Origin of the sequence: Shinella sedimenti (assembly GCF_022601905.1) — a bacterium.
GTDB lineage: Bacteria > Pseudomonadota > Alphaproteobacteria > Rhizobiales > Rhizobiaceae > Shinella > Shinella sedimenti.
This window is the reverse complement of the sequence record NZ_JAKVIN010000002.1, coordinates 185,866-206,266: the sequence shown is the minus strand read 5'-3', so window position 1 is coordinate 206,266 and position 20,401 is coordinate 185,866. Positions and strand designations below refer to the sequence as shown.

The 20,401-nt window shown below is 64.4% G+C and carries 19 protein-coding genes; 15 read left to right on the top strand and 4 right to left on the bottom strand.

Features of this window, described 5'->3' with window-relative positions; genetic code table 11:
* The first annotated feature begins 2 nt into the window (after positions 1-2).
* The 6 genes from MKI86_RS05185 to MKI86_RS05160 all read left to right on the top strand — a co-directional run bounded on the left by MKI86_RS05185 (position 3) and on the right by MKI86_RS05160 (position 8,272).
* On the top strand, positions 3-2,063 hold the full coding sequence (locus MKI86_RS05185) for an acetate--CoA ligase family protein (protein ID WP_241598279.1): 2,061 nt from the start codon (positions 3-5) through the stop codon (positions 2,061-2,063).
* On the top strand, positions 2,060-2,842 hold the full coding sequence (locus MKI86_RS05180; RefSeq protein WP_241598271.1) for a carnitinyl-CoA dehydratase: 783 nt from the start codon (positions 2,060-2,062) through the stop codon (positions 2,840-2,842). Before MKI86_RS05185 ends, MKI86_RS05180 begins: the two co-directional genes overlap by 4 nt.
* Positions 2,843-3,125: 283 nt before the next feature.
* On the top strand, positions 3,126-4,715 hold the full coding sequence (locus MKI86_RS05175; RefSeq protein ID WP_241598269.1) for an ABC transporter substrate-binding protein: 1,590 nt from the start codon (positions 3,126-3,128) through the stop codon (positions 4,713-4,715).
* Complete coding sequence (locus MKI86_RS05170; RefSeq protein ID WP_241598267.1) at positions 4,715-5,824, top strand: ABC transporter permease; 1,110 nt, start codon at positions 4,715-4,717, stop codon at positions 5,822-5,824. The genes MKI86_RS05175 and MKI86_RS05170 overlap by 1 nt, the downstream gene beginning before the upstream one ends.
* Positions 5,821-6,648 (top strand): ABC transporter permease, encoded by an 828-nt coding sequence (locus MKI86_RS05165; RefSeq protein ID WP_241598266.1) that lies wholly within the window; start codon positions 5,821-5,823, stop codon positions 6,646-6,648. The genes MKI86_RS05170 and MKI86_RS05165 overlap by 4 nt, the downstream gene beginning before the upstream one ends.
* Complete coding sequence (locus MKI86_RS05160) at positions 6,641-8,272, top strand: ABC transporter ATP-binding protein (protein ID WP_241598265.1); 1,632 nt, start codon at positions 6,641-6,643, stop codon at positions 8,270-8,272. The genes MKI86_RS05165 and MKI86_RS05160 overlap by 8 nt, the downstream gene beginning before the upstream one ends.
* A gap of 60 nt (positions 8,273-8,332) precedes the next feature.
* On the opposite strand, the gene MKI86_RS05155 is transcribed toward MKI86_RS05160, so the two are convergent.
* Genes MKI86_RS05155 through MKI86_RS05140 form a run of 4 tightly spaced genes read right to left on the bottom strand, consistent with a single transcriptional unit; the run spans position 8,333 to position 10,650 of the window.
* Positions 8,333-8,677 (bottom strand): PAAR domain-containing protein, encoded by a 345-nt coding sequence (locus MKI86_RS05155; protein WP_241598264.1) that lies wholly within the window; start codon positions 8,675-8,677, stop codon positions 8,333-8,335.
* Positions 8,674-9,093 (bottom strand): ACT domain-containing protein, encoded by a 420-nt coding sequence (locus MKI86_RS05150; protein ID WP_241598261.1) that lies wholly within the window; start codon positions 9,091-9,093, stop codon positions 8,674-8,676. The genes MKI86_RS05155 and MKI86_RS05150 overlap by 4 nt, the downstream gene beginning before the upstream one ends.
* Entirely contained in the window at positions 9,090-10,001 is a 912-nt protein-coding gene (locus tag MKI86_RS05145; protein ID WP_241598258.1) for an alpha/beta hydrolase, read from the bottom strand. The genes MKI86_RS05150 and MKI86_RS05145 overlap by 4 nt, the downstream gene beginning before the upstream one ends.
* A 13-nt stretch (positions 10,002-10,014) precedes the next feature.
* Positions 10,015-10,650: a LysE family translocator gene (locus MKI86_RS05140; RefSeq protein WP_241598256.1), complete on the bottom strand. Its 636-nt coding sequence runs from the start codon at positions 10,648-10,650 to the stop codon at positions 10,015-10,017.
* A 118-nt stretch (positions 10,651-10,768) separates the two neighbouring features.
* Here MKI86_RS05140 and MKI86_RS05135 point away from each other — a divergent pair, with 118 nt between their 5' ends.
* The 9 genes from MKI86_RS05135 to MKI86_RS05095 all read left to right on the top strand — a co-directional run bounded on the left by MKI86_RS05135 (position 10,769) and on the right by MKI86_RS05095 (position 20,398).
* Positions 10,769-11,677, top strand: coding sequence for a LysR family transcriptional regulator (locus MKI86_RS05135; protein ID WP_241598255.1), 909 nt, complete (start codon positions 10,769-10,771; stop codon positions 11,675-11,677).
* Positions 11,678-12,489: 812 nt separating this feature from the next.
* Entirely contained in the window at positions 12,490-13,650 is a 1,161-nt protein-coding gene (locus MKI86_RS05130; protein WP_241598254.1) for an ABC transporter substrate-binding protein, read from the top strand.
* 235 nt (positions 13,651-13,885) lie between these two features.
* Entirely contained in the window at positions 13,886-14,878 is a 993-nt protein-coding gene (locus MKI86_RS05125; protein WP_241598246.1) for an ABC transporter ATP-binding protein, read from the top strand.
* Positions 14,878-15,828, top strand: a complete 951-nt coding sequence (locus tag MKI86_RS05120; RefSeq protein WP_241598244.1) for an ABC transporter permease — start codon at positions 14,878-14,880, stop codon at positions 15,826-15,828. The genes MKI86_RS05125 and MKI86_RS05120 overlap by 1 nt, the downstream gene beginning before the upstream one ends.
* The gene (locus tag MKI86_RS05115; RefSeq protein WP_241598242.1) at positions 15,818-16,633 is read left to right on the top strand and encodes an ABC transporter permease; all 816 of its coding nucleotides are present in this window, start codon (positions 15,818-15,820) and stop codon (positions 16,631-16,633) included. Before MKI86_RS05120 ends, MKI86_RS05115 begins: the two co-directional genes overlap by 11 nt.
* Before the next feature lie 23 nt (positions 16,634-16,656).
* Positions 16,657-18,084: a gamma-aminobutyraldehyde dehydrogenase gene (locus MKI86_RS05110; protein ID WP_241598240.1), complete on the top strand. Its 1,428-nt coding sequence runs from the start codon at positions 16,657-16,659 to the stop codon at positions 18,082-18,084.
* A 116-nt stretch (positions 18,085-18,200) separates the two neighbouring features.
* Positions 18,201-18,374 carry a DUF1328 domain-containing protein gene (locus MKI86_RS05105; RefSeq protein ID WP_241598238.1) on the top strand — a complete coding sequence of 58 codons (174 nt, stop codon included), beginning with the start codon at positions 18,201-18,203 and terminating at the stop codon, positions 18,372-18,374.
* Between the two features lie 168 nt (positions 18,375-18,542).
* Positions 18,543-19,298 carry a siderophore-iron reductase FhuF gene (fhuF, locus tag MKI86_RS05100; RefSeq protein ID WP_241598236.1) on the top strand — a complete coding sequence of 252 codons (756 nt, stop codon included), beginning with the start codon at positions 18,543-18,545 and terminating at the stop codon, positions 19,296-19,298.
* Positions 19,295-20,398 (top strand): ABC transporter substrate-binding protein, encoded by a 1,104-nt coding sequence (locus tag MKI86_RS05095; protein ID WP_241598234.1) that lies wholly within the window; start codon positions 19,295-19,297, stop codon positions 20,396-20,398. Before fhuF ends, MKI86_RS05095 begins: the two co-directional genes overlap by 4 nt.
* Positions 20,399-20,401 lie beyond the last annotated feature (3 nt).

The window sequence follows — 20,401 nt, the reverse complement described above, 5'->3', positions numbered from 1 at the left end:
AGATGACCCGTTCCCTCGACCGTCTGATCCGGCCCAAATCCATCGCCGTTTTCGGCGGCAAGGAGGCGCGGCGGGTCATCTTCCAGTGCGACAAGATGGGCTTTTCCGGCGAGATCTGGCCGGTGCATCCGCGCGAGGACGAAATCCTCGGCCGCAAATGCTACCGGTCGGTGGCGGAGCTGCCCGGCGCGCCGGATGCCTCCTTCGTCGGCGTCAACCGCGAGCTGACCATCGGCATCATCCGTGACCTCGCCGCACGCGGCGCCGGCGGCGCCGTGTGCTACGCCTCGGGTTTCCGCGAGGCCGTCAGCGAACTCGCCGATGGCGACGACCTGCAGACGGCCCTGGTGGAGGCCGCCGGCGACATGCCGATCCTCGGGCCGAACTGCTACGGCTTCATCAACATGCTCGACGGCGCCCTGCTCTGGCCCGACCAGCACGGCATGCTGCGCATCGACAAGGGCGTGGCCGTCCTCACGCAGTCGTCCAACATCGCCTGCAACATCTCCATGCAGCAACGCGGCCTGCCGCTCGCCTATATCCTGACGGCCGGCAACCAGGCACAGACTGGCCTCGCCGACCTCGCCTGCGCCGTGCTGGAAGACCCCCGCGTCACCGCCGTGGGCCTGCATATCGAAGGCTTCGACAGTCTCGAATCGCTGGAACGGCTGGCGCTTCGTTCGCGTGAACTAAAGAAGCCGGTAGTGACGCTGAAGGTCGGCAAATCGGAGCAGGCGCAGCTCGCGACGGTCTCACACACGGCATCGCTGGCCGGCAACGACGCCGTCTCCTCCGCCCTGCTGGCCCGCCTCGGCATCGGCCGCGTGGAAACGCTGCCGGAATTGCTGGAAACGTTGAAACTGCTGCACATCGCCGGCCCCTTGCCCAGCCATGACATCTCCTCAATGTCCTGCTCGGGCGGCGAGGCCTCGCTGATGGCGGATGCCGGGGTAAAGCGCAAGGTGAACTACCGTGCGCTCAAGGACTTCCAGCGCCAGCCGCTGCGCGAGACGCTCGGCCAGATGGTGACGATCTCCAATCCGCTCGATTACCACACCTTCGTCTGGGGCAACCGCGAGAAGCAGACGGCGGCCTTCACCACCATGATGCAGGGCGGCTACGCCCTGAACCTCATCGTGCTCGATTTCCCCCGCCTCGACCGCTGCGATGCTGAGGACTGGACCACCACCTGCCACGCCGTCATCGATGCGTCGAAGGCGACCGGGGCCAATGCCGGCATCGTCGCCTCCATGGGTGAAAACATGCCGGAGGCGACCGCCGAAATGCTGATGCAGAACGGTGTCGTTCCCTTCTACGGTATCGAGGAGGCGCTTGCCGCCGCCGACGCAGCCGCCGGCATCGGCGAGGCCTGGGCCCGGCCACAATCGGCCCCGCTCCTCAAGAGTGCCGCCGGTGAAGGCGAAGCCGTCACGCTCACCGAACACGAGGCCAAGCGGGCGCTCGCCGCCCATGGCCTGACCGTGCCGAAGGGCCTGACCGCCCAAACGCCGCAAGCCGCCGCCGACGCAGCCGAAACGCTCGGCTTCCCCGTCGTGCTCAAGGGGCTCGGCGTGGCCCATAAGACCGAAGCCGGCGCGGTGAAGCTCAACCTGCAAAGCCGCGAGGCCGTCATGCAGGCTGCTGAGAGCATGGCCGGCGTCGCCTCCGGTTTCCTCGTGGAAAAGATGGTCGGCAAGCCCATCGCCGAACTCATCGTCGGCGCCATGCGCGATCCCGTCGCCGGACCGGTTCTTACCATCGGCGCCGGCGGCATCCTCGTCGAGCTGCTCGAGGATTCGGCCATCCTGACCCTGCCAACCGATGAAAAGGCGATCCGAGAAGCCATCGCCCGCCTCAGGGTTGCAAGGCTTCTCGATGGCTATCGCGGCGGCCCGAAGGGGGATTTCGACGCCCTTGTGGCCGCCGTCGCATCAGCGGCATCCTATGTCGTTTCAAACGCTTCAATAATCGAAGAACTGGACGTTAATCCTATAATGGTGCTGCCTGCTGGCGACGGTGTCGTTGCAGCCGACGCACTGATCCGTCTGAGGGAGAACCCATGACCGGACCGATCCTGCAACGCCGCGAAGGCGGCATCCTTGAAGTAACCATCGATCGCCCCAAAGCGAACGCAATCGACCTTGTGACCAGCCGCATCATGGGCGAAATCTTCGCGAATTTCCGCGACGACGACAGCCTGCGCGTCGCCATCATCACCGGTGCGGGGGAGAAATTCTTCTGTCCGGGATGGGATTTGAAGGCGGCGGCCGCGGGCGACGCGGTCGATGGCGATTACGGCATCGGCGGATTCGGCGGCATGCAGGAACTGCGCGACCTCAACAAGCCGATCATCTGCGCCGTGAACGGGATATGCTGCGGCGGCGGCCTCGAAATTGCGCTTTCCACAGATTTGATCCTCGCCGCCGAGCACGCCACCTTCGCGCTGCCGGAAATCCGCTCGGGAACGGTGGCCGATGCGGCCTCGATCAAGCTGCCCAAGCGCATCCCCTATCACATCGCGATGGACATGCTCCTGACGGGCCGCTGGCTCGATGTGCAGGAGGCCCACCGATGGGGTTTCGTCAACGAGGTCCTTCCCGCCGACAAGCTGATGGACCGGGCCTGGGAGCTCGCCCGCCTACTCGAAAGCGGTCCGCCGCTCGTCTACGCCGCCATCAAGGAAGTGGTGCGCGCCGCGGAGGGTGAAACCTTCCAGACGACGATGAACAGGATCACCAAACGGCAGTTCCGCACAGTCGATATTCTCTACTCCAGCGAGGACCAGCTTGAGGGCGCACGCGCCTTTTCCGAAAAGCGCGACCCCGTCTGGAAGGGACGATGAGAAAATCAGTGGCCGGCCCCAATGCGGGCCAGCCACTGCGAAAAGCATAAACATTTGAAAAGAATTAAGAAATTTTTCATGCCCACCATGCATCAGGCATCGAAATTCGCAAAAGGAGGATCCGCTTCGCGGTAAAGACATCAGGTTTTCGCGAAACCGCTGAATGCGCCCGCACCGGGATAAAAACCGGCCTGCACGGTTGATTTAAAAGCCAAAAACAGAAATTCTGCCAATCACAACGACAAATGCTCGCCCGCAAGAGCACAGCAAAGGGAACAGGGGAATGACTGATTACACCAAATACCTCACGAGCCAGGTCTCGCTCGGCAAGATGAACCGCCGCGAGTTCCTGGGCCGCACAGCTGCCTTCGGCATCACGCTCGCCGCCGCCGGCACCATGTTCGACACCGCAGCCCGCGCGCAGGAGCCCAAGCGCGGCGGCAACCTGAAGCTCGGCCTGGAAGGCGCAGCCGCCACCGACTCGAAGGATCCCGCCAAGGCGCTGTCGCAGTTCATGTTCGTCGTCGGCCGCAACTGGGGCGACATGCTCGTCGAATCCGAGCCGCTGACCGGCCAGCCCGTTCCGGCACTTGCCGAATCCTGGGAGCCGTCCGCCGACGCCGCCACCTGGACCTTTATCATCCGCAAGGGCGTGAAGTTCCATGACGGTAAGGAACTGACCGTTGACGACGTCATCAAGACCCTGCAGCGCCACACCGATGAGAAATCGGAGTCGGGCGCGCTCGGCGTCATGAAGTCGATCAAGGAAATCAAGGCCGACGGCGACAAGCTCGTGCTCGTGCTGTCGGAAGGCAATGCCGACCTGCCGCTGCTTTTGACCGACTACCACCTCATCATCCAGCCGAATGGCGGCCTGGACGATCCGAACGCCATGATCGGTACCGGCCCCTACAAGGTCGTGAACTTCGAGGCGGGCGTGCGCGCCACCTTCGAGCGCAACAAGGATGACTGGCGCCAGGACCGTGGCTATGTCGACACGATCGAAATGATCGCGATGAACGACGCCACCGCCCGTATCGCCGCACTGTCCTCCGGCCAGGTCCACTACATCAACCGCGTCAGCCCGAAGACCGTGGACCTCCTGAAGCGCGCCCCGACCGTGGATATCCTCTCCACCTCCGGCCGCGGCCACTACGTGTTCATCATGCATTGCAACACGGCGCCGTTCGACAACAACGACCTGCGCATGGCTCTCAAGTATGCGATGGATCGCGAGACCATGCTGGAGAAGGTGCTCGGCGGTTACGGTAAGGTTGGCAACGACTTCCCGATCAACGAGACCTACGCCCTGTTCCCCGAAGGCATCGAGCAGCGCAAATACGATCCGGACAAGGCCGCCTTCCACTACAAGAAGTCGGGCCACAGCGGTTCCGTCCTGCTACGCACCTCCGACGTCGCCTTCCCCGGCGCCGTCGATGCGGCGGTCCTCTATCAGGAGAGCGCCAAGAAGGCCGGCATTGATATCGAGGTGAAGCGCGAGCCGGGCGACGGCTACTGGTCGAACGTCTGGAACGTCCAGCCCTTCTCCACCTCCTACTGGGGCGGCCGTCCGACCCAGGACCAGATGTACTCCACCGCCTATCTCTCGACGGCCGACTGGAACGACACGCGCTTCCAGCGCGAAGACTTCGACAAGCTGCTGCTCGAGGCACGTTCGGAACTCGACGAGGCCAAGCGCAAGGACATGTACCGCACCATGGCCATGATGGTGCGTGACGAAGGCGGCCTGATCCTGCCGATGTTCAACGACTTCGTGAACGCGTCCAGCAAGAGCGTGAAGGGCTACGTGCACGACATCGGCAACGACATGTCGAACGGCTATGTCGCCACCCGCGTGTGGCTCGAAGCCTGATGACCGGCGGCGGACCGGCGCACGGTCCGGAACTGACAGCAACGGCGGCTGCGGGCGATAGCCCGCAGTCTGCCGGCGCTGCCGGGTCGGTTGCGTCCCCAGGAACCCCTTTTGTCGAAGCCAAGCCTTCCGTCTGGGCGAAATTCGCCAAGAGCAGCCCGCTCGCGGCGCTGATCACGCAACGCCTCGCGCTCAGCGTTGCCTTGCTCTTCGCCGTGTCCCTGATGATCTTCGGGGGCGTGGAAGCCTTGCCCGGCGACTTCGCCACGACCTATCTCGGCCAATCCGCCACGCCGCAGGCGGTGGAGAACATCCGCAAGGAACTCGGTCTCGACCAGTCCGCCACCACCCGCTACTTCCAGTGGCTTGGCGGCGCGCTGCAGGGCGATTTCGGCACCTCCTGGGCCTCGCGAAACTCCGTAAGCGAGCAGATCGGCAAGCGCCTCGGCAATTCCCTGTTCCTCGCCTTCTTCGCAGCCATCATATCGGTGCCGCTCGCCGTCGGGCTTGGCATGCTGGCGGTGCAATACCGAAACCGGCTGCCCGACAAGATCATCAACGTCGTCTCGCTGGCGGCGATATCGCTGCCGGAATTCTTCGTCGGATACCTGCTGATCCTGTTCTTCGCCGTGCAGATGGGTGTCGCAACCTTCCCTGCGACGGTCTATGAATCCATGACCTTCGGCCAGCGGCTGTCGGCCATCGCCCTGCCCACGGCGACGCTCGTCCTCGTCGTACTTGCCCACATGATGCGCATGACACGCGCGGCGATCCTCAACGTGATGTCGTCAGCCTATGTCGAGACGGCGGAACTGAAGGGCCTGTCCAGCCTGCGCATCATCGCCAAGCATGCCGCGCCCAATGCCGTGGCACCCGTCATCAACGTCATAGCGCTTAACCTCGCCTATCTCGTGGTCGGCGTCGTCGTGGTGGAAGTGGTGTTCGTCTATCCCGGCATGGGCCAGTATATGGTCGACGCCGTGACGGTGCGTGACATGCCTGTCGTGCAGGCCTGCGGCCTGATCTTCGCCGCCTTCTACATTTTCCTCAACATGTTCGCCGATATCCTCGCCATCATCGCGAACCCCAGATTGAGGCATCCGCGATGAGACTAAGCTCCATTCCCGTCAGCGCATGGATCGGCATCCTGGGCATCGTGCTCGCCCTGTTCTGCGCCATCTTCGCCCCCCTCATCGCGCCCTACAGCGAAAGCCAGATCGTCGGTTCCGTCTGGGAGCCGATGGGCGGCCAGTATCTGCTCGGAACCGACAATCTCGGGCGCGACCTGTTCTCGCGTCTGATCTTCGGCGCCCGCACCACCATCTTCGTGGCGCTGGCGGCGACCGTTCTGTCCTTCTCGCTCGGCATGCTGCTGTCGTTCATCGCAGCTGTAACGGGCGGGTTCATCGACCAGATCTTCTCGCGTTTCAACGACCTGATGATGGCGATCCCCACACTCATCTTCGCCCTCGTCGTGCTGGCCGTGCTGCCGCAGCAGCTCTGGATCCTCATCCTCGTGATGGCGATCCTGGACTCGACCCGCGTCTACCGCATCGGCCGAGCCGTGGCGCTCGATGTCGCGGTCATGGAATTCGTCGAGGCCGCGCGGCTGCGCGGTGAAGGCACCGGCTGGATCATCTTCAAGGAAATCCTGCCCAACACGCTGTCGCCGCTGCTTGCTGAGTTCGGCCTGCGCTTCGCCTTCTCGATCCTGTTCCTGTCCACCCTCTCCTTCCTCGGCCTCGGCATCCAGCCGCCGGCGGCGGACTGGGGCGGCATGGTCAAGGACAACAAGGACGGCATCATCTTCGGCATTTCCGCCGCCCTCATTCCGGGCGGGGCTATTGCGGGATTGGCCATCTGCGTCAATCTCGTCGTCGACTGGCTGATGAAACGAACCTCCAGCCTCAAGGGAGGGCGTGGCGATGCCTGATCTTCTTTCCGTCAGAAACCTCAAGATCGAGGCCACCAGCTACCCGCCGGGTGAAGCACCACGGACCGTGACGCTCGTCGAGGGGATTAACTTCGATGTCGAGAAGGGCAAGGTTCTCGGCCTGATCGGCGAATCCGGTGCAGGTAAGTCGACCATCGGGCTTACCGCGCTCGCCTATGGACGCGGCGGCGTGCGTATCACCGGAGGCGAGGTCAAGCTTAACGGCGAAGACCTCCTCAAGCTCTCGCCGTCGGGCATCCGCAAGGTGCGCGGCGCCAAGGTCTGCTACGTCGCGCAATCCGCCGCAGCCGCCTTCAACCCCGCACACCGGCTCGGCGAACAGGTCATCGAGGCCTCGCTGAAACACGGCATCATGAACCGTGCAGAGGCGGAAAAACGCGCGCTCTACCTGTTCAAGGTCCTTGGCCTGCCGAACCCGGAAACCTTCGGCCAGCGGTATCCGCACCAGGTCTCCGGCGGTCAGCTGCAGCGCGCCATGACCGCCATGGCGCTCTGCCCCAACCCGGAACTCATCGTCTTCGACGAGCCAACCACCGCGCTGGACGTCACGACGCAGATCGATGTGCTCGCCGCCATCAAGCATGCCATCGAGGAGACCAACACCGCGGCCCTCTACATCACCCATGACCTTGCCGTCGTCGCCCAGATCACGGACGACATCCTGGTGCTCCGGCACGGCAAGATGGTGGAATACGGCTCGGTGAAGGACATCATCGAGGCGCCGAAGGAAGAGTATACCCGCGCGCTCGTCAACGTGCGCGGCACCGCCCGCGACGAGGCGCCCGACCAGACGGATACGCTGCTGAAGGTCGAGAACATCACAGCCGGCTATTCCAACGGCTTCAAGGTGTTGCAGAACGTTTCGCTGCACCTGCCGAAGGGGCAGACGCTGGCGGTGGTGGGTGAGTCCGGTTCGGGCAAATCCACGCTGGCCCGTGTCATCACCGGCCTCCTGCCGCCGCAGGACGGCACGATCAGCTTCGAGGGCACTGTGCTGCCCAAGTCGTTGAAAGGCCGCACGAACGACCAGCTGCGCCGCATCCAGATGATCTACCAGATGGCCGATACGGCGATGAATCCGCGCCAGACGGTGCGCGACATCATAGGCCGCCCCCTCACCTTCTACTACGGCCTGCGCGGCGCGAAGAAGACGGAGCGGGTGAAAGAACTGCTGGAGCAGATCGAAATGGGCGGCCGCTTCGCCGACCGCTACCCGGCCGAACTGTCCGGCGGCCAGAAGCAGCGCGTCGCCATCGCCCGCGCACTTGCCGCGCAGCCGGAACTCATCCTGTGCGACGAGCCGACCTCGGCGCTCGACCCGCTGGTGGCCGAGGGCATCCTGAAACTGCTCCTGAAGCTTCAGGACGAAACGCATGTCTCCTACATGTTCATCACCCACGACATCGCCATCGTTCGCGCGATCGCCGACAGCGTGGCCGTCATGCACCGGGGCAAGCTCGTGCGCTTCGGCCCGAAATCGAAGGTGCTGGCACCGCCCTTCGACGACTACACCGACCTTCTCCTGAAATCCGTCCCCGAAATGGAGATCGGCTGGCTGGAAAAGGTGCTGGCGACACGGCGCATGGAGAGCGCCGGGAACTGATCAAAGCGGGCGGTCTTCGGCCGCCCGTTTCCTTTCAGGAGCGCCGAGGCCTGATGTCCCTCAATTCTGCGAGCAGGATACGTCGCCGAGGCGGCTGGTCTGTTCGCCTTCGGCCATCACCGTCTCTTCGCCACGCGCGGTGCAGTTACCCTTTTCGCCGGCGCCCGAGCGGAATTTCACCATGGGCTGCCCCTCGATCATGATGCTGGGCACGATCTCGTAAAGTTCCGGCGGGCAGTTCACCACATCCGACAACCTTAGAGCCGGCGCGCCACCGATGAATACGCTCTTGGAGCCCGACATGGCGCAGGATGGAATGGGCGCCGCGTCCTTGGCAAAGGATGGCCCGGCGAGCGCCGAAAGTCCGAAAACCATGCCGAGACCGGCAAACCGCAATAGCATCATCCTGCTTCTCCCTTTTCACGCGCCCCGCGGGACAGGGCCCGCAGCGCCGCAAGCGCCTGTTCGGCCTGCCGCTCGGGCACGAATATATGGTCGTGATGAAAGCCGGCAACCACATTCGCGCTGATGCCCTCGGCCGTCAGCGCCGTGGCGAAGGCCGCCGTGAGGCCGACGGCCTCGAGCGAGGAATACACGGTAAGCGTGATCATGCGCATGGGCGGGCTGGCGGCGAGATCACCGGCAGCCTCCGCCGGTAGGATCAGCGTTACGCCCTCCGCCTCGCTGAACATGCCGAGCGGCGCGCGCGTCAGATGGTCGGCAAGTTCGCCGGCCGGCACGCAGGCATAGACGAAACGCCCCTCCACCAGAACCGGCTCCATCGTGTCGATCAGCGCAGCAAGATCGGTGACGCCGCTCACGGCCGGGCCATCCGGCGCACGGCATCGCACAGGGCCGCAAAGCCGGCCTTCGCGCCCTCGCTCATGAAGCGGGCACGCAGCCAGGCATGGATCATCTGCTTTTCCTCGCGAAACTCCACAGCCACGCCGGCCAGCGCGAGACGCGCCGCATAGGCGCGCGCATCGTCGCGCAGCGGATCGAAATGGGCACCGGTGATGAAGGTCGCCGGCAGGCCGGAAAGGTCCTGCGCCTGCAGGGGGAAAGCGTGGGGCGCGGCATCGGGCGCCTTGTAGATATCCCTATAATAGGCGACATCGGCCGTCGTCAGCCCCGGTGCCTCGCCCATTTCGACATAGGAGCCGGAGACGAGATCGCCACCGAGGCCTGGATAGACCAGCGCCTGCCCGACAATGCCCTTCAGCCCCTCGTCGCGCGCCTTCATGACGATGCCGGCCGCCAGATTGCCGCCCGCGCTGTCGCCGATGACGACGACGCTCACAGGCTTCAAAAGCAGATCGACGAGCACCGCCCAGCAATCCTCGAAGGCGGCGGGCCAGACATGCTCGGGCGAAAGACGGTAGTCGATGGCGACAAGTTCCGCTCCCGCCGCTTCGGAGATTTCCGCGCAGATCGCATCGTGGCTGTCGAGCGAACCCACGACGAAGCCGCCGCCATGGATGTAGAACAGTCGCGTATCGGTCGTGACCCCGGCCGGCCGATAGCGGCGGACGGGAATGCGATCGGCGACCATGCCATCCTGCTTGACCATGCCCGCGGGCGCGGGCACGTCGAAGGCGGCGCAAAGCGCATCGTACCAGGCGCGCTGCTGAATGATATCCGCATCCACGGCATCGGCCGGATAGAAGTCCTCGCAGCGTTTGTGGAAAGCGAGGATACCCTCCTCGCTCGGCATGGGACGTTCGCTCATGTCGGCGCCCCGCTCAGCTTTTCTGCAGGGCAAGGTTCAGCCCGAGCCCGACGAGGATCGTTCCACCCGCCCGCTGCAGCCCCTTCTGCACCCGCGCCGAGCCCTTCAGCCGCTTGGCGAGCGCGCCGGCCAGCAGAACGCAGACCACATCGGCGGAGGTGAACATCAGATTGACGACGGTGCCGAGGATGAAAAGCTGCATCCAAACCGGCAGCGCGGCCGAGGGATCGACGAACTGCGGCAGGAAGGCCAGGAAGAACAGTGCGGTCTTGGGATTGAGCACCTCGACCGAGACGCTTTCGGCAAAGGCGCGCCAGCCGCTCCTGCGGATGTTCTTAGTCGAAACCTCCGGCTGCGCCTCCAGCCGCGCGCGGAACATTCGGATGCCGAGCCAGATGAGATAGACAGCGCCGAGAAGCTTGACCGCCAGATAGAGCGATGGCACCGCATGAAAGAGAGCGGAAAGGCCGGCCGCGGCGGCGATGACATGCGCATAGCCGCCAAGATGAATGCCAAGGCTCGCCATAAGCCCCGACCAGCGGCCGCGCGCGATGGTCTGCGCCGTCGCATAGAGCATGGCCGGGCCCGGCACATAGGCGAAGACCGCCGTGGTCAGGAAGAAGGCTAGCAATGTCTCGAAGGGCGGCATGGTCTCTCCTGTCGCGGTCCCTTGCAAAGCTTACCGCAGGAAATGGTGCAGGGGAATGCACCGGGTACGATGGCGATGCGCCTTGCGCCGCCGATGCCGGCCATATTAACTGGCCGCCATGGCTTTCACCTTCCGGCAATTGCAGTATTTCGTCGCCGTCGCGGAACAGGGCTCGGTGACGCGCGCCGCGCAGAACCTGTCGATCTCGCAATCGTCGATCACCGAGGCGATCAAGGAGCTCGAATCGGACCTCGGCGTGGAGCTTTTCGACCGTCATCCGCGCGGGCTGACCACGACGCATAACGGCCACCAGTTCCTGCGCCACGCCACGAAGATCCTTGCCGACGTGTCGGATGCCCGCCGCTCCTTCTCCGACAACCGCACGCCCGAGCGGGGCAAGCTCAATCTCGGCGTGACCTCGCTCGTCGCCGGCTACGTGCTCTCCGACCTCTTGTCGCGCTACCGCCGCGCCTTTCCCGGCATCGAGGTGAGCGCGATCGAGGATAACGGCTCCTATCTCGAACACCTGCTGGTGGGCGGTGAGCTGGACGTGGCGGTCATGGTCATCTCCAACCTGCGCGACCGTATGGCCTTGCAGGCCGAGATCATCGAGACCTCGCCTTATCGCCTGTGGCTGCCGATCGGCCATCCGCTCGTTTCGGCAGACATCATCTCCGTCAGCGATATTTCCAAGGAACCGTTGATCATGCTGACGGTAGATGAAATCGAGGAAAACACCGGCAAGCTGCTGTCGGCGCTCGGCGCGCGCCCGCATGTCGCCTTCCGCACGCGCTCGGTGGAGGCGGTGCGCAGCCTGGTGGCGACGGGTGCCGGCATCGCGCTGCTGCCCGACCTCGTCTACCGCCCCTGGTCGCTGGAAGGCGACCGCATCGAAAGCCGCGACGTCTCCGGCGCCCTGCCCGTTGTGCAGATCGGCATGGTCTGGCGCAAGGGCTCCGGCATGCCGCAGGCCGCGCGCGACTTCGTCGGGCTGGCCGAAGCGCTCAGAAGCGGGCGCGGACGATAGCGGCCTTCAAGGCATGCGGTGACGGACCCGCGTGCGGGCGCACCGGGTGTCGAAAGATGTCGGACGGGGCGCCGGAAGCTGCCTCGACTGAAAGTAAATAGGTGACACCTTCCGGCGCCCCGTTCAGCGGTTTTTACCCGCGACTCCGGTCTCTCTGCAAAAGCGGGACTGGAGGATGTTGACCGCCGGTTTCCGGGAAGGGCATGGCCGTTTGACATCCGTAGCGCACGCCTTGGCGATACGGCGGAAGGTGTTGCCACCGCCCGGCCTGTTTCCATCCCGGCGGACGATGCCGACGCATCCGCCAGTTCCGCCCCCTTGTGTGCCGCACAGGCACGCCCGACGCGCCGTTCGGGGCTGAAACGGCAGGATCGGTCCGACATCCCGCCATTTCCCCCGTGTCGCCGGAGGGAGACCATTTTCCGCGAGCCCGGTGCATGAGGTTTCGCGTCATCCCCTCACGCCCCGCGCCGACCCCGCCTCGCCGCAACGCCTTGCGGTGTATCCGAGGGCGGGATGGGGAATTGTAGGCATGGATGATGCGAGCGGGGAGAACGACGCCGAATTTTGCTGCGAAATCAGGGCATGCGCTGGGGGTATGTCCTCGGATCGTGCTGCGGCAGCCATGTCGCATGCGGCGCGGCCGTAGACTGTACGAGCGCCATCGGCTGCGCCGGCCGCACGAAAAATCTCCGCTTTCGGAATTTCCGATACCGACATTCTGATTAATGAATTTGCGAAAGCGGCGAAAGCACGGCACCTTTTTCGCCGGGAACAATACCGCTGAAAGCGGATCAAACCGGGAGACTGTCATGACGCGACTTCTGCATTCCTGCACGGCGCTTACCCTTTCGCTCGCCTTCGTCACATCCGCCATCGCCCAGGAGCCTTTAAAGGAGCTGGGACCAGGCGAAGGCGAAGTCTCGATCGTTGCCTGGGCCGGCTATATCGAGCGCGGCGAGACGGACAAGGCCTATGACTGGGTCACCGAGTTCGAGAAGAAGACGAGCTGCAAGGTGACGGTGAAGACCGCCGCCACCTCGGACGAAATGGTCGCCCTGATGAATGAGGGCGGCTTCGACCTCGTCACCGCCTCGGGCGACGCGTCGCTCCGCCTCGTGGCCGGCAAGCGCGTGCAGCCGATCAACACCGATCTCATCCCGAGCTGGAAGACCGTCGACGAGCGCCTGCAAAGCGCGCCGTGGCACACGGTGAACGGCGTGCACTACGGCACCCCCTATCTCTGGGGCCCGAACGTGCTGATGTACAACACCGACGCTTTCAAGGGCGAGGCGCCGAAGAGCTGGAAGGTTGTTTTCGAGGAAATGACGCTGCCGGACGGCAAGTCCAACAAGGGCCGCGTTCAGGCCTATGACGGCCCGATCCACATCGCCGACGCCGCACAATACCTGATGGCGCACAAGCCGGAACTCGGCATCAAGGATCCCTACGAGCTGAACGAGGACCAGTACAAGGCGGCGCTCGACCTTCTGCGCGTGCAGCGCACGCTGGTCGGCCGCTACTGGCACGACGCCATGATCCAGATCGACGACTTCAAGAACGAAGGTGTCGTCGCCTCGGGTTCCTGGCCCTTCCAGGTCAACCTGATGAAGGCCGAAAAGCAGCCGATCGCCTCGACCTTCCCGGAAGAGGGTGTCACCGGCTGGTCGGACACGACCATGCTGCATGCCGAAAGCCAGCATCCGAACTGCGCCTATATGTGGATGGAACACTCACTTTCCGCCAAGGTGCAGGGTGACGCCGCAGCCTGGTTCGGCGCCGTGCCGTCGGTTCCGGCGGCCTGCAAGGGCAATGCGCTGCTCACCGACGAAGGCTGCTCGACCAACGGCTTCGACAACTTCGACAAGATCGCCTTCTGGCGCACGCCCGTCTCCAAGTGCGAAAGCCAGGGCGAATGCGTGCCCTACCACCGCTGGGTATCCGACTATATCGGCGTGATCGGTGGGCGATAGGAAGCGCTGCGGCATACCCCTCTTGATCTCCCCCTTGTGGGGGAGATGTCACCGAAGTTGACAGAGGGGGTGGCCGCGAAGCGGCGACATCTGACCGGGCGGCGCATGATACCCCCTCAGCCCTGCCGGGCATCTCTCCCATAAGGGCGGAGATTGGATAGCTGCGCCTTTTTGCTGCCCATGATCTCCAGGCGATGGACGTTTCGCCCATCGCTCAAAACCACCGGGAGCCCCCATGACCGCCGTTCTGTTCCAGCAAGTGTCCCGCCATTTCGGCGCCGTGCGCGCCGTCGACAGCGTGGATCTCGCCATCGCCGAGGGTGAATTCTTCGCGATGCTCGGGCCGTCCGGCTCCGGCAAGACGACCTGCCTGCGCCTGATGGCCGGCTTCGAGCAGCCGACGGCGGGGCATATCGAGATTTTCGGCGAGACGGCGGAGGGCGTGCCGCCCTACCGGCGCAACGTCAACACGGTGTTCCAGGACTATGCCCTCTTCCCGCATCTCTCGATCCTCGAGAATGTCGCCTATGGCCTGATGGTCAAGGGCGTGCCCAAGGCCGAGCGGCTGAAGGCGGCGGAGGACGCGCTCGCCATGGTCAAGCTGCCCGGCTACGGCACGCGCCGCCCCGGCCAGCTCTCCGGTGGCCAGCGCCAGCGCGTGGCGCTTGCCCGCGCACTCGTCAACCGGCCGCGCGTGCTTCTCCTCGACGAACCGCTCGGCGCACTCGATCTCAAGCTGCGCGAGCAGATGCAGGAGGAGCTGAAGGCTCTGCAGAAATCGCTCGGCATCACCTTCGTCTTCGTCACGCACGATCAGGGCGAGGCGCTTTCCATGGCGGACCGCATCGCCGTGTTCAACGACGGCCGGATCCAGCAGCTCGGCACGCCGGAAGAGGTCTACAAACGGCCGGCGACGCGCTTCGTCGCCGATTTCGTCGGCTCGTCCAACGTGCTGCCGCCGGAATTCGTCGAGACACTGGGCTTCGGCCGGCACCATGCAAGCCTGCGCCCCGAAGCCATCGCGCTCGGCGACGGCCCCGGCCGCAAGCATGTCTCCGGCCGCGTGACCGCCGCAAGCTTCCTCGGCGCCGCCAACCGCGTGACGGTGGACGCCAACGGCACCCGCATCGCCGCCATGCTGCCCGGCGCCGTCGCGGTTCCCGCGCAGGGCGAGACCGTCACCCTCTCTTTCCTGCCGGAAGACCTGCACACGATGGATGGCGCGTGATGAGCATCGCCACCGACACCTCCATCCTCGCACGCCGCGGCGGCCTTTCCGGCCGGCTCTCCGACCTCTTCTGGCGCAAACCCGGGATACTGCTGCTCCTGATGCTGACGCCGCCGCTTCTGTGGCTCGGCATCATCTATCTCGGCTCGCTGATCGCGCTGCTGCTGCAAAGCTTCTTCTCGATCGACGACTTTTCCGGGCTGATCAACTACGAGTTCACGCTTGCCACCTACAGGCAACTGCTCATCCCATCGAATTTCGACATCATCCTGCGCACCGTCGTCATGGCCGTGATGGTGACCCTCGCCTCGGCGGTCATCGCCTTCCCCATCGCCTACTACGCGGCACGTTATGCCAGGGGAAAATGGAAGGTCATCTTCTATCTCGGCGTGATGCTGCCGCTGTGGTCGAGCTACCTCGTCAAGATCTATGCCTGGAAGCTGATCCTCGCCAAGGAGGGCATCCTCACCTGGTTCCTCGCCAAGCTGCACCTCCTGTGGCTGCTCGATGCCTGGCTGGCGCTGCCCGTGGTCGGCGGGTCCTCGCTGTCGATCAGCTATACCGGCACCTTCATCGTCTTCATCTATGTCTGGATGCCGTTCATGATCCTGCCAATCCAGGCGGCGCTGGAGCGCGTGCCGGGCAACCTGATCGAGGCCTCGGCCGATCTTGGCGGCAACCCGGCGCAGACCTTCCGCTTCGTGCTGTTTCCGCTCGCCCTGCCCGGCATCATCGCGGGCTCGATCTTCACCTTCTCGCTCACCCTCGGCGACTACATCATCCCGCAGATCATCGGCTCGTCGCGGCTCTTCATCGGCCAGGCGGTCTACGCCCAGCAGGGCACGGCCGGCAACATCCCGCTGGCCGCCGCCTTCTCCGTCGTGCCGATCGTCATCATGGGCCTCTATCTGTGGATGGCCAAGCGACAGGGAGCCTTCGATGCGCTCTGACAGAAACACCGCCGCCCCCCTCGGCCTGAAGATCGCCGCAGGCGCGGGGCTCGCCTTCCTGCACCTGCCGATCCTGCTGATCTTCCTCTACGCCTTCACGACGGAGGAGAAGAGCTACCAGTTCCCGCCGCCGGGGCTGACGCTCAAGTGGTTCGCTGTCACCTGGAACCGGCCGGATGTGTGGGAGGCGCTCGGGCTTTCCGTGCGCGTCGCCACGATCTCGACGGCCATCGCACTGGTGCTCGGCACGCTCTGCGCGGCCGCCGTTTCCCGCACGAAATTCTTCGGCCGCGAAACGATCTCGCTGCTCGTGATCCTGCCCATCGCGCTGCCGGGCATCATCACCGGCATCGCGCTGCGCTCTGCCTTTTCCTTTGCGGAAATCCCTTTCTCCTTCTGGACCATCGTGCTCGGCCACGCGACCTTCTGCGTCGTGGTCGTCTACAACAACGCGGTGGCCCGCTTCCGGCGCGTCTCGGGCTCGCTGATCGAGGCCTCGATGGACCTCGGCGCCGACAGCTTCCAGACCTTCCGCTACATCATCCTGCCGAATATAGGCACCGCACTTCTGGCCGGCGGCATGCTCGCCTTCGCGCTGTCCTTCGACGAGGTGATCGTGACGACCTTCACCGCCGGCCAGCAATCGACCCTGCCGATCTGGATGCTCGAGGAACTGGTGCGGCCGCGCCAGCGCCCGGTGACCAACGTCGTCGCCATGGTCGTCGTCATCGTCACCTTCCTGCCGATCCTCGGCGCCTACTACCTCACCCGCGACGGCGATCAGGTCGCCGGCGGCGGCAAATGAACCAAACGACAAGGGAGAACATCATGGACACCCAGATGCTGATCGGCGCACGTTTCGAAGCCGGCACCGAGGCGGAAGAACACATTCTGAACCCCAAGACCGGCGCCAGGATCGTCGACCTGCCGGAGGCCTCCCACGCGCAGATCGATGCCGCCGTCGACGCCGCCGAGAACGCCTTCGTCTCCTGGGCGAAGACCACGCCGGGCGAGCGCTCCGCCTATCTCCTGAAGATCGCCGACGCCATCGAGAAGGATGCCGACGCCTTTGCCGCGCTTGAGGCCTTGAACTGTGGCAAGCCGATCAACGCCGCCCGCAATGACGAACTGCCCGCCATCGTCGATTGCTGGCGCTTCTTCGCCGGTGCGATCCGCTCGCTGCATGCGCCGGTCGCCGCCGAATATCTGCCCGGCTTCACCTCCATGGTCCGCCGCGATCCGGTCGGCATCGTTGGCTCGATCGCGCCGTGGAACTACCCGCTGATGATGATGGCCTGGAAGCTCGCGCCCGCCATCGCCGGTGGTAACACCGTCGTCTTCAAGCCCTCCGAACAGACGCCGCTGACGGCGCTGAAAATGGCGAAGCTGCTCGCAGACATCCTGCCGGAAGGCGTGGTCAACATCGTGCTCGGCCGCGGCGAGACGGTCGGCAACACGCTGATCAACCATCCGAAGATCAACATGGTCTCGATCACCGGGGACATCGCCACCGGCAAGAAGGTGCTGACCGCCGCCGCCAAGACCGTGAAGCGCACCCATCTGGAGCTCGGCGGCAAGGCCCCGGTCGTCGTGTTCGACGATGCCGATCTGGAGGCGGTCGTCGCCGGCGTGCGCGCCTTCGGCTACTACAATGCCGGGCAGGACTGCACGGCGGCCTGCCGCGTCTATGCGCAGGACGGCATCTACGAGAAGCTCGTCGCCGATCTTTCCGCCGCCGTCTCGACCATCAAGTACAACGATCCCGACGACACGCTGAACGAGATCGGCCCGCTGATCTCGCGCCGCCAGCGCGACCGCGTTGCGAGCTTCGTGGAGCGCGCCTCCGACGTGAAGCATATCGAGATCACCACCGGCGGCCATGCCGGCAGTGATGACGGCTTCTTCTTCCAGCCGACAGTGGTGGCCGGCGCCACGCAGGAGGACGAGATCGTCCGCCGGGAAGTGTTCGGCCCCGTCGTCTCCGTCACCCGCTTTTCCGATGCGGACCAGGCGATCACCTGGGCGAACGACAGCGATTACGGCCTCGCCTCCTCCGTCTGGACGAAGGATATCGGCAAGGCGATGACCGCGGCGTCGCGCCTGCAGTATGGCTGCACCTGGATCAACACACACTTCATGCTGACCAACGAGATGCCGCATGGCGGTGTCAAGCAGTCGGGCTACGGCAAGGACATGTCCATCTACGCGCTGGAAGACTACACCGCCGTGCGCCATGTGATGATCAATCACGGGTGAGTTCGTTGAGGGTGGTCGGGCTTGATCACCCCCCTCTGGCCGGCCAGAGGGGTATAACCGGGTGGAACCTTTTTGCCTCTGGCGCGTCTTTGCGAGACCTGACAGGAGGTACTTCCATGCTGAAATGGGCTCTGATTTTTCTCGTCATCTCGCTGATCACCGGCTTCCTCGGCTTTTCGGGCGTATCGTCGGCAACGGCGACGATCTCGAAGGTCCTCTTCGCCATCGCCATCGTAATCTTCCTGATCTTCATCGTGCTGGCGCTGATGGCCGGTAGTGCTGTTGTCTGATGGACCCCGCGATCCCGGAGCGCGATTTTCCGCGCTCCGGGGTGTGACGGCGGCAATAAAGATGATAAAAGCGATCACCTTTAACCCGTGATCGCCTGTCGTCCTTATGCCCCACTCCAATCCATGCCGCGCTGAAAGACACCCGCGTTCCGCTGCCGGAGAGGCGGCATGACATCGGCCGAAACGATGCAGGGTGCCGGTGCGTTCGCACCCGGTCTCAAGGCGATCTTCGCCGGCGAGCACGCCTGGTGCGGAGAGAAGATGATGTTGTCGTCAGAACTCGAGGGCGCGATACCGCTTCGTGACTTGCTGAGCGGGGACGGGCTGCGCGATACGCTCGAGCGTTATGCGGCGCACCACCCGGGCGCGGACCGCCGCGCGGTCGCTTCCTACTGGTCGCTCTACTATTTCTCTGCGCTCAACATTCCCTATGTGGTGGCGCGCCGGGCGGAAACCCGGCTGCCTGTTTCCATCGACACCATGACCATCGCGCTTTCGGACGACGGCCTGCCGCGCGCCTTCGGACTGCCGGACGAAGGCGAATGGAGCGAGGACGGCGATCTGCTCGATGTGGTGGCGCCGTTGGTGGAGACGCATCTGGCCCCGGTCGTAAACGCGCTGAAGGAAAAGACCGGTATCGCCACCCGGCTCGCGTGGACCAATGCCGCCGTCTACCTCGACTACGCGTTCAACACGACGGACCGGTCGCAGCCCGAGGGCGATGACCATTGGCCCTCCCGTCCGTTGTTCCATTGCCCGCACCTTGCCAACGGAAACCGCAATCCCTTTCACGGCTGCCTGCGCCATGATGTGGAAGCGGAAGCGATCCACTGCCGCCGCAAGGTCTGCTGCCTGCGCTACATGCTGCCGGGCATTCCGGCGTGCGGCGAACTCTGCGCCCTGCCGGAACTGAGAAAACAATGACGAAACGCGCCCTTGCCCTTCTGGCCTTCCTCCTGTTCGCCGTTCTGCCCGCACGCGCCGAGGTGCAGTATCCGCTGACCGTGACGGATTCCTTCGGCCGCGAGGTCACAATCCCCGCCGCACCGAAGGCGATCCTGCTCGGCACCGGGCTCGATCTTGTGGCGCTGTCGCTTATCCATCCAGATCCCGTCAGCCTGCTGGCCGGTTGGGCCGGCGACATGAAGGGCGAAAAGTCGGGGCTCTATGCGCAATTCAGGGAGAAATTTCCCGCCATCGAGAAGGTGCCTGTTATCGGCGACGGCATATCGGTTTCCTTCGAGGCGCTGCTGTCGCTGAACGCCGACCTTGCCATTCTCGCCAACTGGCAGGCCGACACCGATGCGGGCCGGCAGGCGATCGGTTTTCTCGAACAGGCCGGCGTCCCTGTCATCGTGGTGGATTTCAACAGCAATGCGCTGGAGAACACCGCGCGCAACATGCGCTTTCTCGGCCGCGTGCTGAACCGTGAGGAACAGGCCAACGCCTTCGCCGACTTTTACGAAGCACGGGTGAAGCGCATTCGCGACCTGGCCGCGGCACATCCCGAACCCGGCCCCACCGTCTTCATGGACGGGTTGCCGAACCCGGACAAATGCTGCTTTGCCTTCGGCACCGGCGGCCTGGGCGAATTCCTCGCCATCACCGGCAGCCGCAACATCGCCGCCGACCTGCCGCGCCAGGGCGGCACGGTGAGCGCGGAGTTGGTCATTGGTGCCGATCCCGATGTCTATATCGCAACGGCCCTGCCCGATGGTGCCTATACATCGCTGACGGTCGGCCCGGGCGTCGATCCGGACCGGGCGCGCGAAACGCTCGCCCGCCTCGTGGAAGCGCCGCATCTCGCGAACCTGCGCGCCGTGCGCGAAGGGCGGGTGCATGCGCTGTGGAACTTTTTCAACGCCGTGCCGCTGAACATCGTCGCCGCCGAATTCTTCGCGCAGCGATTACGGCCGGATGTCTTTGCCGGCATCGATCCCGACGAGACCCTGAAGGAGATCAATGCGCGCTTCGCCGCCGTACCCTTCGTCGGCGCCTACTGGATCGACCTCAAGTCGAATTGACCA